Genomic DNA, 12,173 nt, shown 5'->3' on the forward strand with positions numbered 1-12,173 from the left:
GGCGTTTGGCCCGCGCGCCCTCAGGCCGCCGGAATCCCCGGCAAGGGAACCGGCCCGTCTGTCGCAATGATCGGCTGGGGGAAGCGCGCAGCCTCTGATGCGCCCGTGCCATGCGGCAGGATCAGCGTGAGTGATACATGCCCTTCCATGCGGGTGACGTCGGACACCAGCCATTCGCATCCGACAGTCTCTGCTGGCATCACGTCTCCCTCCTGTAAGGGGGAAAAGTCGTAGTCGATGCCATTGACCGTCAGGACATCGCCCGACACTTCGACCTGGAGCAGCTTGTCCATGCGGACGGGGGAAAACGAGATGCGCATCAGTACCACCGGCCCGTCGCGACGACCCAAGCCAACGATCCGTTTTCAGCTGCCGCGTCGCTTAAAGTCCTCAATTGTGCAGAAACGCTTGTCGGCCCGCCAATTCCGGCAAAAGTAACAATACGCGCATTTCCTGCTGTGGTTACTGCTGTCGCTGAAATTGCGTCAGCTCGGACGCCGAACGATGCTGGAAAAGTCCAAACTGTATTGATGCTTCCCGTCGATACCAAAAGTTCTGTGCAAATTTGTGTGCCATCCGCAAATCGCACAAATTCCCCGTTTGAGTTCTCACCTCGTTCGATCTGCCGATCCAGCACCCAGAATGTGCCGTCATATGTCGCGACGGTCTCGGTGTCCGTGCGGATGTATCCCGCTGGCAGCGCAATCCCTGTGATCGTCCGGCAGGCCACCGCGCCCAGCCCATCGAGGTTGATGGTAGCCGCGCCGGTATTTGTTCCCGCCGCTCGGAACCGCACCTGCGTGCCCACGGTCTGCGATACGACACCCGCCGTCAGCGTAATCGCATTGGCCGATCCGGTCCGTGTGGCCCAGGTCTTTCCCCTGAGCAGCGGCAGGTCATCATTGAAGTCCGCAACGAAGCTCGGGAACCAGCCGAAGAACGCATCTGCCCGTTCCTCCAACTGGGCCGGGTTGCCGGTATTCGGTGGAGTGGGTGGTGGGGTTATTGCCATGCAAAATCACCCGCGTGACGGGCGCTCCTGTGAATTTGGGTGATGCTTTAGACGAGGCTTTCCGCGTCGATGGTGCCAAAGGATTTGCCTGCGCCCACCGTCAGCTCGTAGTCGCGCAGAATGCCCGCAATGGTCATTCCGAAGTCGTCTTCGCCGTCGAGGGCATAGAACACGCAGACCTTGGACGTGATGCGGCGGATGATCTGCTGCACCCGGGACTCGCCCCCGGACGGCACCGAAAAGCGGAACCGCACGGTTTCACTGACGGGTCGGGGCACGATGAACACGCCCCCGAACTCGTCGCGGTCCTTCCTGGAATAGTCCACGACGCCCAGGGTCGACCCCATGAGCGAGATGCCGATGTCGATCTGATTGCCGATCATGATCTCCCCGACCTCGGCCGATCCGGTAGAGGCGACCGTGATCTCGACGGATGAGCCGGACGGCAGCGACAGCCCTGTCAGGATCAGGTCCGAGCGCACCGTGAACGGGGTGTAGATGTATTCCCAGAACGTGCCCACCTGGTCGCGCGAGGCCAGCTCGAATGCCTGGTCGGAGATGAGCACGCTGCCTGGGGTGGTGACCCTGACCCTGACGCTTTGGGCATCGAGGCCGAAGAAGGCAATGCTGTTAAGGGTTCGAGGCGGGCGGATCGTATAGGTGATGTTGCCCGGCTGCCTGGTGACCCCTCCGAGGCGATTGTCGAAGGCCCGCCAGCGGTTCGTGGCGCCGATGCGGAACCACCATTCGGAGAGCGCGTCCGTGTCCGGATCGTGCCCAACATTGCTTGCCTGGACGCTTTCCCAGATGGCGTTCGACCTGATGACCCGGGCCCCGTTCGTATATGTCGTGCCGGAGACCCATTGGGGAAAGTCGGTCTCCGGCACGTTGCTGGCCAGCATCATCGCGGGCAACACCGTATAAGGCTCGATGATCTTCACGCGCTCACCTTGTTCTGGACAGGGTCGATCTTGACGCCCACGGAATTGATCTCCCGCAGCGTCTTGAAGGTGTCCCTCGTGCTTTCAGCCGTCCGTCGGGCATGGGCCTGCATCTCCGCCAGTTCAGCGCGGACGGCGCGCAGCTCCTGCACAACTTCGCTGTTGTCCAGCATTGACCGGCTCTGGCTGTTGCTGAAGATCCGGCTCGGACCGGTGGCCTCCAGCTCAGGGCCTTTCTCGCCGACAATCCGCAGGCCGCCGACATGCTGGCCACCGCGCTCGAACCGCGGATAGTTACGGTTGGCGACCCAGAACCGCGCCTGATTGGCCGTTCCGTCAATCCTGCGCGTCCCACCATTCGGACCGGTGATAGTCGTATAGTATTCCGGTCCGCCAGAACTGTTCTGAACCGTCTGCCTGAACCGATAGTCGCTCAGGCTCAGTCGCCCCACTGCCCCCGAAGGTGGCGGAGCAGCCGGGCTAGGTGCGGGCGTCGGCGCAGGACGGCTGACGACCGGCGCGGGTGCTGGCGTAAGGATCGCGGACCGCAGTGCTGTGAGCGCGGCCTGCAGGTTGCCCATAGCCGTGCGCAGTGCTGCCATGGGCGTCGAGATGGCGCTTCGGCTGGCCGTCTCGTACCAGGTCGCGAAGCCCGCCGACGGATCGAAGCGGAACGACCCGCCCAAGGTGATCGTGCCCGAGGCATTCCCTGTGAACAGCTGCTGCAGCTGGCGGGTGTTGAGCGCCGAGCCCGAGGCGACATGCGACGTCACAGCGAGGCGGTAGTTGCTTCCCTCCCTCAGCGCCAACCGGGTGTATTCCGGCGACATCTGGTTCCGAGCCAGGAAGTTGACCGTGTTCAGATGCGTGGACGACCGCTGCAGCGCCAGCCACTTCTGATCCGGCGACAGGTCCGAGCGAACGATGAAGTCCACGAAGCCCCGAATGCCGTTGGTGGCATTCGACAGCAGGTTCCGCACATAGGGCGGGATGTCGGCATCTGCGATCACATCGACCGTGACGTTCAGGCGGCGCATGATAGCGGCGACGCTAATCCGCTGCGCTGCCGCGATGGCGCCATTGATAGATCCCAGCCCCGAACGCAGGGTGGCGATCATCTCTGCGGTCATCACCCCGCCGTTGGCGAGGAAGTCGCGCGCCTGTTCGAGCAGCTCGACCTGCCGCCCGATCAGCCCGGCGATCACGTCATGCCGCGCGCCCTCAACATCCGCCACCCCCTGGAGGAACCCAAGCTGCGACAGCACGCGGGCCTGCGCCAGTGCTGCCTCCTCCCGGGTGCGGGCGGTGTCCATGACAGAGGACAGGTAGCGGTCAGCCGCCCCGCCCACGTTCTGCGCCGCCGTCAGGTCGCCATTCAGGGCCTGCCTGTACGTCTGGTTGTACTGCTGACGGTTATAGCGCAGCGCTTGCGCCGGGTTAAACAGCGCCGAGGCGGTGCCGCGCAGCTTGTCGATATACTCGCGGATCGACCCGGCAGCCTTGTACCAGTTCGCCGCAGCCGTCGCATTGGCCTTGGCGGCGTCCTGGGCAGCGCTGATCGTCCCATCCAGACCGGTCTGCACCGCATCCTGCAGCGCAGCCAGCTCTGCCGTCAAAGCGCTGATGGTGGGCAGGATCATGTCTAACGAGTCCGACAGCCCGATCAGCATGGCATAGGCCTCGCGGCCCTTCGCAGTCGTCAGGTCCAGCGCCGCAACCATCTGGCGGTACTGGTCGCGGGTGCGCGGCATGGCGATCCCGAGCCGGGCCAGCGCCTCGGTCGTCTGGCGGGTGGTCATGGCAAGCCGCTCCGCATCGCTGTAGAAGGTCTGGTAGAAGCTCTGCGTGGCCGAGGCCATGGCATCCATCCCGCCAAAGGCATCCGCGATCTTGGAGGCCATATCCGCCCCCGTGATGCCCACGGCCAGGAACGAATGCCCAAGGGTGTCCATGATCGCGTTCACCCCCAGCAGGGCGCTGGAGAGGCGCTGCAGGGCCTCGGTGGTCGTCTCGCCATCCTTGGCCAGCCCCTTGAGGCCCGGGACCATGGCAGCGAACTCGTCGCCCAGGGTGCCGAGGGCATCCTGAATGGCCGCCTGCGCTTCCTCGTCGGTCATGCCCTTGGTGCTAATCCGGATCTCGTGCGCAAAGCCCGCGAACGCGTCAGACCCAACGCCAAGGGCAGCGGCGGCATCCAGCACGCCGGTCTGGATCGTGCCCACGATCTTTGACAGCGCGTCCTGCGTCTCCTCGTCGGCGCGGTCGTAGCTGGTACGGGTCCGCTTCGACAGGCCCCAGAACCTGCGCGTTTCCGTCCGGCTGAAGCTCTCCGCCAGCGTGTCCATGCCGTCGACAGTCAGGCGCAGGCCGCTGTCGAGTTCCTTGGTCGATTTCCGGAAGAAGGAGAACACCCCGACCAGCGCCGCAACGGGAAGTGCGATAGCCCCGATCGCCGCACCCAACCCAGCCATGCCCGACGTCGCCCCGGCCGCCATGAACTGCGTGTACTGCATCGCGCTTCCAAGCCCGCCGCCAAGCGCCGAGATACCGCCTGACAGGCCGGACATGATGCCGCCGCCGAGCGCGCCGATACCTGCCATTACGCCGCCGGTGGCTAGCGCCCCGCCTGCCTGCCCCGCCATTGCGCCGCCTGCCATGCCGGCTGCACCACCGCCGAAGCCCATCGACAGCATGATGCGGTTCTTGGCCGCCATGGCGATCATGTTGGCCAGCCAGCGCTTCATCATGTCGCCGATGCTGGACAGGGTGCCCTTGAAGCCGTTCAGCAGGCCCTCGGTCATCGTGTCGGTGAACTCGCCGACCAGCGGCAGGCTGTCGGCCAGCTCGATATTCAGGTTCCGCTGCGCCTTGGCCATCTCGTCGCTGGACAGCCGCCCGGTCAGCTTCGCCAGTTCCTCGGACTCGCGGCGGTACCTGGCCATCGGGTCGAGGGTTTCGCGCCAGCGTTGGGCAGTCTGATCAAGGGTGTCGTTCAGCTTCTCGGCCTCGGTGGCAGCCTTCTTCGCAGCGCTTCCGGCCTCGCTCGATGCTTTCTTGCTGCCCTTCGCCGCCTCATTGGTGGCCTTGGCCAGCGCCTTCTCCTCAGCCGTCATCTCGCCCAGCTGAGCAATGCGGTCCAGATCAAGCTGATACAGGGCCTCGGCGTTGTACTGATCCACGCCCGCCGCAATCTGACGGTCCCGGCTTGCAGCTGCCTCAAGCTGCATCGATCGGACCTGACCCGCGATAGCGGCATCGGCGCCAGCTTTCTGCGCTGCAATGCGCGCGCCGATAACGTCGATCTGGTTGTCGATGTTCATGGAGAAGCCCGCAGCCGCGGCCAGCGCAGATGCCAGATCGCGGGCGGCGGCGGCGGCATTTGCAGCAGCGCCCGCTACATCGTTCAAATTGCCGCCTAGCTGCAGGCCGAGCATCGACGCCTGCGCCAGCTGCTGCGCAGTCGCCATGATCTCGGGCGGGATGGTCGCGCCTGCACGCTGAGCGTCCCTAAGCTCCTCTACTAGCGCAGCCGCAGCGCGGGCTTGCTCCTGCGGTCCCTTGGCGTTCTCAAGCGCCTGCATAGCCCGGTTTAGCTCGACCGCTTGGCCGTAGCCCAGGCCGTATTGCGTGGACAGTTCGCCGATGGCCACAGCCAGCCGGCCAGATGCGGCAGACATCCCGCCGAAGTCGCCAATGCTAGCCTGCGAAAGCGAATTGATCCTCTCGAGCTGAGCCTCAAGGCCGCCGAACTGACTGGTTGCGGCTGCCACGGCCGCGCCCATGGCCTGCGCAAGTTCCAGCTCCGCAAGGTCGCGCATGACCGTGTAGAGAACGCGCGCCGCCTCTGCGTTAGACCCGAACTTTGTCGTCAGATCGTCCACTGATAGGTTGGTGCCATCGATGGCCGACTTATAGGCGCTGAAGGCGCTGTTGAGGTCGGATACAGCATCCTCGGCTGCCTTCGCGGCGTTCCCCATGCTCATGAAAAGGGGCAGAAGAGCGGCACCGACTGCAACGACCGTGCCAAGGCCCGCGCCGAGCAAGGCCAGTTGGCCCGAAGCGCCCAGGGCACCGGCCAGCTGCGGGAACTGCTGGGTGAAAGCCGTCAGTGCCGACTGGCCCGACGCGACCTGAACCGCAAAGTCTTGGATCTGAAACGATGCGTTCGTGATCTGCGGGGTGAAGCGTGCAAGGCCGCTAGTTGCCCCTGCCACGGCCGGGGTCAGCGCGAGATACCGGGTCTGCGCCATCTGCAGCACGCGGGCATGTTCTCCCTCGGTGATGATCTTGGCGCGCAGGGCGGTGTTGGCGGTCTCGACAGCCGCCTCGTATCGCTTGGACGAGGCATAGACCGGATCGAGAGTGTTGCGCAGGGCCTCGTAGCTGCCGGTGGTCTGAGCCACTGCCGCCGCCATCTCCCGCTGTGCCTGCTCCGCCGCCTCAGCCGCCGTGGCAACGCCCAGATAGCGGCTGCGGGCGATCTCCAGCACGGAGTTTGCCTGTGCCTGACTGGCTGCGCCGGTGGCAACGTGCCCGGCAAGCTGTTGCTGAACGTCCGCGAACCGCTCACTGGCCGCATAGGCCGGATCAATCGACCGCCGCAGTTCATCGAACGACCGTGCGCCCCGTGAAACCTCTTGCGAGGCGCGCCCCATCGACTGCGTTACCGACCGCTGCAGGGCCAGCATGGTTGTGTCGAGGCCGCCCATGACAGTCGCGATCCGCGCCATGGCCTGCTCGATGCCCTTGGCGCTGATCTTCAGCGTGCCCTCGACCTTGCCTCCGGTGCGGGCGAGGCTGTCCAGAGCCGTCTCGCCGTCCCGCAGGCTGGACGAGTCAGCGATGAGGACCAGGCGGGCGGCTTCGGGCATTGCAATATCCTTGGCGCATGATCAATTTCCCCGCATGGTTGTGCGAGGCAATGGGAGGCGATGATGGCAGAATGTGCTGACTGCAAAATTCAGGTCAGTTATTTCAAGCAGGTCAACGGACGCTGCGCTGACTGCAACAATCGCTATTTTGCACAGCGCAAACTGGAGGGGACCCATGGCAAGGACGAAGCGGCCATAATCGCTGCTGAACAGAAGGCATCAGACGAGCAGGACGCCAAGGCTATCGCGGCTGTGGTTCTGACAACTGAGGCGGCGACGGATCTTATCGTCACACGCCGCATCGATATTGTGACCGCCGAATGCGCCTTTGGCATGAACGCCTTTAAAGACCTGTTTGCCGGGGTTCGGAACATCGTCGGAGGCAGATCCGAAGCAGTTCAATCGACCATGCGGGACGCTCGGAGAACCGTTCTCCAAGAACTTCGGCGCGAGGCTCACGCCATCGGCGCCAATGCAGTGATTGGCGTTGATCTGGATTACGTGGACCTGTCCGGCTCTGGCACGATGGTCATGCTGGTCGGATCAGGAACCGCGGTCTTCATCCAGGCATATGATGGATAAGCTAACGCCCGACTAGATCCGCCATGACCTCACCCGCGCTTTCCTGTCCACCTCCGTCTGACCGCCCTGATCAGTAAGCAGGGATTGGACGCTCTCGTCTTCAACCGGAGAAATCATGATTCTAGTCTTTTGGCCTCAGTACCAATTAGGAAAGCCTGTATGAGAAAAAAACTTATTGAGTTTTTCACTAAAAAGCCCCCGCAGTCGGATCGCCAAATTTATACAATGGAGCTGAAGGATTTCATTCGAGATACTATCATCCAAGTGCAGACAGGCGTTCAAGAAGCAATAACAGAGCTGCAAAATGGCGAAATCACCGGCGCGATTAACCCAGTATGGGGTTCTGTAGGAAACATCTCAAAAAGCGAAGTTCAGAACCTCAAATTCGATATTGCTGTGATGATTGAAAACACATCGTCTGGGAGCGCGGGCGGAAGGATCTCAGTTGTGGCTGCGGACGTAAATCTCGATGGAAAGCATTCCCGAGAGAGCCGTTCAACTAACAGCGTGAAATTCTCGATCCCGTTCATTCCGCCAGTAACAATTGTTACCAAACCAGCCGCCGATGACAACCCTCCTGTTGAGGCTCGCTCTAACGGAGGCTTCTGATTTGCTTAATGGCCGCCGCTGCACCAGAGGGCGGATATGTACTCTAGGGCTATCCTTGAAATCAGCGTGCACTTATCTCCCTAAATACCAAGAGAGGTGTAATCCCATAAGCTTCATAAGGGCGACCCAAGAACATCCTGATCATAGGCGCGATGGTGTCACCCAATTTAGCCATGGCGGCGCCATTCATGTAATCGACCTGTTTGATTCCGCTGTCCGGTTGCTCATCAGGTAGTGCGTCCAGTATGCCAATTGCAGACCATGTACCCGGCAAATGCTCCGAGAATTTTAAGGTGATGTTGGATGGATCGAACGTCAGCCCTTCGGGCAGAAGGCTACACCAAACGTCCTTATCGCCCGAGATAGTTGCCTGAACCGTGTGCGGGAAAGTTGGGATCAAATCCATAAAAAGCTCTAGACCATGACGCATGTTTTGGGCCGCCAAAACTGCAGCGTCATGCATAGCCTTTATGGTAGGATCTTTCTGTGCGTTTCGCCCTAAGGGGGGGACGGAATTCTGCTTAATGCCGTCTGCCATCATTTTCTTAGCGGACGGGGAACTCCAAATGCTTGTAAGAAGCTGGAGATTTTTGACCGATAAGGATCCTTGGCATAGAACGATCTGGCCAACTGATGCACTGGACACATCTCTATGAATCAAGCCAGCTTCATCCACCACGTTAAGAAACTCGCGCGCGTTTGCCCACGTGGGATCATAAACTCGCATCACGTCGTCTTGAGTCCGCTTCCGAACGTCGGCCGTCGAGGAGATTAATCCTTTCGCAAGGCCTAGGGCACTAGCGCTACCCTCGAGCCGGCTAACGTCGCTGGTCGTCTGCTCAGCGTGCTGGCCTAGGGACAACTGCGTTAAGCTGCCAGATGGATCAAACTGCGCTAGGAACGAAGCGATCCGCCGCCCGTCATGGTAAAGGAAATCAAAGACGGAATTTGTGTTCCGTTCTTCTTGCTCCTCGCCGGATGTCCCGTTCTGCTTTCTGGACGTCACTCGATACCTCAACTGCTTCTTTTAGCAAACGGCTCCGCCGTTTCAGCAGATAGTTCAGAAGCTTGTTGCGCCGACCACTAGTGCCGACTGCGCCACTGGACTTCTCGGACGAACGCGCCATTGCTTTTCCTCCCTGCGCTCCACTGGCGCATTGCCAATACGATGCATGATTTGGTCAAAAGATTCGATTGGTCCTTCTTGCACTACGATCCGACAAGAGTGACCCTTCACACCCACCACGACCCGGCAAACGGCGGCTCCCGCAGCGAATCCTCTGCCTCGGCCTGCTCAGCGGCATAGGCATCGCACATGGCATGCAGCGCCTCGGCCTCCCAAGGCTCGGTGATGGCCCGGGTGAGCCGCGCGAAGGCGTCCAACTCGGTCCAGTCGACCCCCCGCGCGCCGTTCATATCACCGCGGACCGGGCCGAGCCGCCACATGGCGTCGATCAGATATGCCCCCGCGTTGATGGGGGGCATCTCGATATCGCGGCCTTTCTTGCGGGCATATTGCAGCCGGGTCTCCTTCCAGCTTTTCGGCGTCCCATTCAGGAATGCCAGCTGCCGGGCGTAGAGGACTAGGCTTTCGTGGACGCCGCCAAAAAATCGGCATCATCCTGAGCGAAGTCCAGCACCTGCTGAGCGAAGCTGGGCTTTGTCCAGCCCTCGGCATCCTTCTCGCGCATCAGGTGCGCCATGCTGATGAAGTTCAGATCGAGCAGCGCGGGCGCATCCTCGACGGTCAGGTCGCGGGCCTTGCCGTCCTCGCCCTCGGTCTGCATGTTCTCGAATCCGACGATCAGGCGCAGCGCGGCCTTTACGGTCGCCTCGTGCATGTCCTGGGCGGTGTTCGTGTCGACCTGCGAGCCGGTCTTGGCGGCTGCCTTGGCCTTCTTGGCCCGCTCCAGTTCGTCGCGGCGCAGCTCGGCCTGCACGGCGCGGCTGGAGGCGCCCTTGACCATGACGATGCAGGGTTTGCCACCATTCTTGATCACGTCGCCAGTCGTCTGATCGCGCAGTTCCAGGGGGCGGGCCGTCTCGGCGGCGCCGCGGGCATCGTATTGCTTGAGAAAATCCATGGGTGTGTCCTTTTCATGGGGTGTGTGACAATGGCGGGCGGCGGCCCACACCCGAAACCGCCGCCCTTTACCGATCTGCCGAAGCAGGCCGGATCAGACGCGCACGGTGGCCGAGTTGACGCGGAACTCTCCAGTCAGGCCCTTGATCGTGGACGCGTTGCGGGCGCGGTCACGGAGGTTTGCGACCTTGCCGTGGTAGTAGATGATCTGGCCGTCGGGATCGGTGATCCGGGCCGAGACCTCGTCGTTGGTGTTGTTCGCGGTGCGCAGCAGGGTCTGCCCTGCGTCGACACCGTCGATCAGGAAGGTGAAGGGGATCGAGCCGCCGTCCAGCGCGCCGTTGGCGTGATAGGTCCGGCCTTCCAGCGTGGTTTCGGTCACGTCCTCAGACTGGTCGCCAGTCTCGCCCCATTCGGTGATCTTGCCGACCGTGGAATAGGTCTTGGCGGCAAAGCCAGCGGCATCGACGGTTGCGGGGGGACCGGCGGAGACGGAGACGAGCGCGCCGATATAGGTGATGAGTGCCATGATCAGGCTTCCTTCGGTTTGTCAGCGGGCGCGGTGGCCCATGCGGTGGGGGTGAGCGGGATTTGCGGGGACGGCTTGCGGTCCGGGGCGTCGATCACCGACGAGGTGGCCTCGGGGGCGTCCTCGACAGGGTCGGGGTCATATTCGACCGTGACCATCCCGGCCGCGATCAGGGTGGCCAGGCGGCGGATGTTATCGGGGCTGCGCAGGACCGCGTTCGTGGTTTCCAAGCCAGCGCCGCGTGCGACGGTGTGGCCGGTCGGCAGGGTCACCGCCTCACGGGTCTTGTTCGTGATGCTGGACATGATCAGACCCCCAGGAGCACGGCGACGAGGCCGGTGCCGGTGATGTTGATGGCGCCCTGCAGATATGCGGACACGGTGTCGAGCGGGATGGCCCGGACGGCGCCGGCGGGCACGGGTGTGGAGTAGCCCGCCGCAACGCTGATGGCCGGGGCGCCGGGGAAGTTCATGGTGGTTCCGTCTGCGCCGTCCAGCACGCAGCTGATCGACCCTGCCGTGGGGTTGCGCAGGATCAGAACCTGCCCCGTGCCTGCCTCGTAGGCCATGTCGTTCGTGGCAGTGAGCGTGACTTCCGTGACTGCCCGCGCACCGGGACCTCCCACGGAGGTCTTAACAATAGTGGCCATGAAAGCCCCTCTCGCTGGTTAAGCCCTTCCAAGGGCGGTTGATGGTGATTGCCTCTGTCGCCCAGAGGCCCCCGAGGCGGGGATCGGTTACGGACCCCAGTCCACCTGGACGGGGACACGCCAAGACACGTCGTCGGGATAGCCGCCCAAGACGGACGACAGTCGGATGGCGAGCCCGGGCGCGAGCCGCAGGGCCTTGGGAAACTGCGCCTTGACGGCATAGGCCAGATCGTCGGCCCGGGCAGTGCGGGCGTTCAGGTCGGTCACCACCATGATGACGAAGCTGCCCTCGCTGTATTCGGCCCCGCCGGCCAGGGCCGGGTCCTGGTCGCCGCGGCTGCGGGTCTGGAGGATCAGGTACGGCTTTGCGGGGGCGGTCTGGGTTTCGTTCGGGACCACGATGCGCAAGGCGTCAGGCATCGATGCCAGGCGCGCGCCGATCAGGTTCTGGATCTCGTTCGGTGTCACTTGCGGACCTCGGCGGCGCGGGCTTCCACGAACTGCGGGAATTTGGCGGCATTGGTGCCTATGAAGAAGCGGCCAGGGACATCGTAATTGCGCCCGAGTTCGTCCGTGCCGGTGAAGCCGAACTCGATCCGAGCGGCGTACGGCACGGTCCATTCGAAGGTCATCACGTCGCCATGGGCCATCCCCACGATGGCCGTGACATAGGCGTCCGGGCCGGTCGAACCCTCCACGGTCAGGCTGTTGACCAGATCCGATGTCAGGCCGACCGGGATCTTGCCGACCTCGAAGGCCTCGGCCCCTTGGGTGATGCCCCGCTGCGTGGTCTGTGCGCCCTCCAGCACGTCCTGAATGGACATCATCGCCACATAGCGCAGGTCTTCTTTGGCCAGATCGACCAGCGCTCTGAGGTCAGCAGCGAATGTCGCCATG

Annotated in this window: 14 protein-coding genes; 2 read left to right on the top strand and 12 right to left on the bottom strand. The window is 62.7% G+C overall.

Annotated elements, in window-relative coordinates; genetic code table 11:
* Window positions 1-20: 20 nt before the first annotated feature.
* Genes E4191_RS07575 through E4191_RS07590 form a run of 4 tightly spaced genes read right to left on the bottom strand, consistent with a single transcriptional unit; the run spans window position 21 to window position 6,824 of the window.
* Window positions 21-320: a hypothetical protein gene (locus tag E4191_RS07575; RefSeq protein ID WP_135312871.1), complete on the bottom strand. Its 300-nt coding sequence runs from the start codon at window positions 318-320 to the stop codon at window positions 21-23.
* The gene (locus E4191_RS07580; RefSeq protein WP_135312872.1) at window positions 320-1,012 is read right to left on the bottom strand and encodes a hypothetical protein; all 693 of its coding nucleotides are present in this window, start codon (window positions 1,010-1,012) and stop codon (window positions 320-322) included. The genes E4191_RS07575 and E4191_RS07580 overlap by 1 nt, the downstream gene beginning before the upstream one ends.
* A 47-nt stretch (window positions 1,013-1,059) precedes the next feature.
* A complete protein-coding gene (locus E4191_RS07585; protein ID WP_135312873.1) occupies window positions 1,060-1,953 on the bottom strand; it encodes a hypothetical protein in 894 nt (297 codons plus the stop codon).
* Window positions 1,950-6,824 (bottom strand): hypothetical protein, encoded by a 4,875-nt coding sequence (locus E4191_RS07590; protein ID WP_135312874.1) that lies wholly within the window; start codon window positions 6,822-6,824, stop codon window positions 1,950-1,952. The genes E4191_RS07585 and E4191_RS07590 overlap by 4 nt, the downstream gene beginning before the upstream one ends.
* 60 nt (window positions 6,825-6,884) lie before the next feature.
* Here E4191_RS07590 and E4191_RS07595 point away from each other — a divergent pair, with 60 nt between their 5' ends.
* The gene (locus E4191_RS07595; protein WP_331459639.1) at window positions 6,885-7,406 is read left to right on the top strand and encodes a YbjQ family protein; all 522 of its coding nucleotides are present in this window, start codon (window positions 6,885-6,887) and stop codon (window positions 7,404-7,406) included.
* Between the two features lie 159 nt (window positions 7,407-7,565).
* Entirely contained in the window at window positions 7,566-8,015 is a 450-nt protein-coding gene (locus tag E4191_RS07600) for a hypothetical protein (protein ID WP_135312875.1), read from the top strand.
* Window positions 8,016-8,076: 61 nt separating this feature from the next.
* Here E4191_RS07600 and E4191_RS07605 read toward each other — a convergent pair whose 3' ends face one another.
* The 8 genes from E4191_RS07605 to E4191_RS23700 form a co-directional block, all read right to left on the bottom strand.
* Entirely contained in the window at window positions 8,077-8,742 is a 666-nt protein-coding gene (locus tag E4191_RS07605; protein ID WP_135312876.1) for a hypothetical protein, read from the bottom strand.
* 506 nt (window positions 8,743-9,248) lie between these two features.
* Window positions 9,249-9,500 carry a hypothetical protein gene (locus tag E4191_RS07610; RefSeq protein WP_135312877.1) on the bottom strand — a complete coding sequence of 84 codons (252 nt, stop codon included), beginning with the start codon at window positions 9,498-9,500 and terminating at the stop codon, window positions 9,249-9,251.
* Window positions 9,501-9,598: 98 nt separating this feature from the next.
* The gene (locus E4191_RS07615) at window positions 9,599-10,099 is read right to left on the bottom strand and encodes a hypothetical protein (RefSeq protein ID WP_135312878.1); all 501 of its coding nucleotides are present in this window, start codon (window positions 10,097-10,099) and stop codon (window positions 9,599-9,601) included.
* Window positions 10,100-10,192: 93 nt separating this feature from the next.
* A complete protein-coding gene (locus E4191_RS07620) occupies window positions 10,193-10,627 on the bottom strand; it encodes a hypothetical protein (RefSeq protein ID WP_135312879.1) in 435 nt (144 codons plus the stop codon).
* Window positions 10,628-10,629: 2 nt separating this feature from the next.
* Window positions 10,630-10,932 carry a hypothetical protein gene (locus E4191_RS07625; RefSeq protein WP_135312880.1) on the bottom strand — a complete coding sequence of 101 codons (303 nt, stop codon included), beginning with the start codon at window positions 10,930-10,932 and terminating at the stop codon, window positions 10,630-10,632.
* Window positions 10,933-10,934: 2 nt separating this feature from the next.
* Entirely contained in the window at window positions 10,935-11,276 is a 342-nt protein-coding gene (locus E4191_RS07630; RefSeq protein WP_139615467.1) for a hypothetical protein, read from the bottom strand.
* An 87-nt stretch (window positions 11,277-11,363) separates the two neighbouring features.
* Window positions 11,364-11,744, bottom strand: coding sequence for a phage tail terminator-like protein (locus E4191_RS07635; protein WP_176562656.1), 381 nt, complete (start codon window positions 11,742-11,744; stop codon window positions 11,364-11,366).
* Window positions 11,741-12,172 carry a hypothetical protein gene (locus E4191_RS23700; RefSeq protein WP_176562657.1) on the bottom strand — a complete coding sequence of 144 codons (432 nt, stop codon included), beginning with the start codon at window positions 12,170-12,172 and terminating at the stop codon, window positions 11,741-11,743. The genes E4191_RS07635 and E4191_RS23700 overlap by 4 nt, the downstream gene beginning before the upstream one ends.
* Between the last annotated feature and the right edge of the window lies 1 nt (window position 12,173).

It is taken from the genome of Paracoccus liaowanqingii, from assembly GCF_004683865.2.
Classification (GTDB): domain Bacteria; phylum Pseudomonadota; class Alphaproteobacteria; order Rhodobacterales; family Rhodobacteraceae; genus Paracoccus; species Paracoccus liaowanqingii.

What these genes read in the sequence shown, in the direction of transcription:
- E4191_RS07575 (WP_135312871.1), bottom strand. Translation starts at nt 320, where the DNA reads ATGCGCATCTCGTTTTCCCCCGTCCGCATGGACAAGCTGCTCCAGGTC.
- E4191_RS07580 (WP_135312872.1), bottom strand. Translation starts at nt 1,012, where the DNA reads ATGGCAATAACCCCACCACCCACTCCACCGAATACCGGCAACCCGGCC.
- E4191_RS07590 (WP_135312874.1), bottom strand. Translation starts at nt 6,824, where the DNA reads ATGCCCGAAGCCGCCCGCCTGGTCCTCATCGCTGACTCGTCCAGCCTG.
- E4191_RS07595 (WP_331459639.1), top strand. Translation starts at nt 6,885, where the DNA reads ATGATGGCAGAATGTGCTGACTGCAAAATTCAGGTCAGTTATTTCAAG.
- E4191_RS07600 (WP_135312875.1), top strand. Translation starts at nt 7,566, where the DNA reads ATGAGAAAAAAACTTATTGAGTTTTTCACTAAAAAGCCCCCGCAGTCG.
- E4191_RS07605 (WP_135312876.1), bottom strand. Translation starts at nt 8,742, where the DNA reads ATGCGAGTTTATGATCCCACGTGGGCAAACGCGCGCGAGTTTCTTAAC.
- E4191_RS07610 (WP_135312877.1), bottom strand. Translation starts at nt 9,500, where the DNA reads ATGCCCCCCATCAACGCGGGGGCATATCTGATCGACGCCATGTGGCGG.
- E4191_RS07615 (WP_135312878.1), bottom strand. Translation starts at nt 10,099, where the DNA reads ATGGATTTTCTCAAGCAATACGATGCCCGCGGCGCCGCCGAGACGGCC.
- E4191_RS07620 (WP_135312879.1), bottom strand. Translation starts at nt 10,627, where the DNA reads ATGGCACTCATCACCTATATCGGCGCGCTCGTCTCCGTCTCCGCCGGT.
- E4191_RS07625 (WP_135312880.1), bottom strand. Translation starts at nt 10,932, where the DNA reads ATGTCCAGCATCACGAACAAGACCCGTGAGGCGGTGACCCTGCCGACC.
- E4191_RS07630 (WP_139615467.1), bottom strand. Translation starts at nt 11,276, where the DNA reads ATGGCCACTATTGTTAAGACCTCCGTGGGAGGTCCCGGTGCGCGGGCA.
- E4191_RS23700 (WP_176562657.1), bottom strand. Translation starts at nt 12,172, where the DNA reads ATGGCGACATTCGCTGCTGACCTCAGAGCGCTGGTCGATCTGGCCAAA.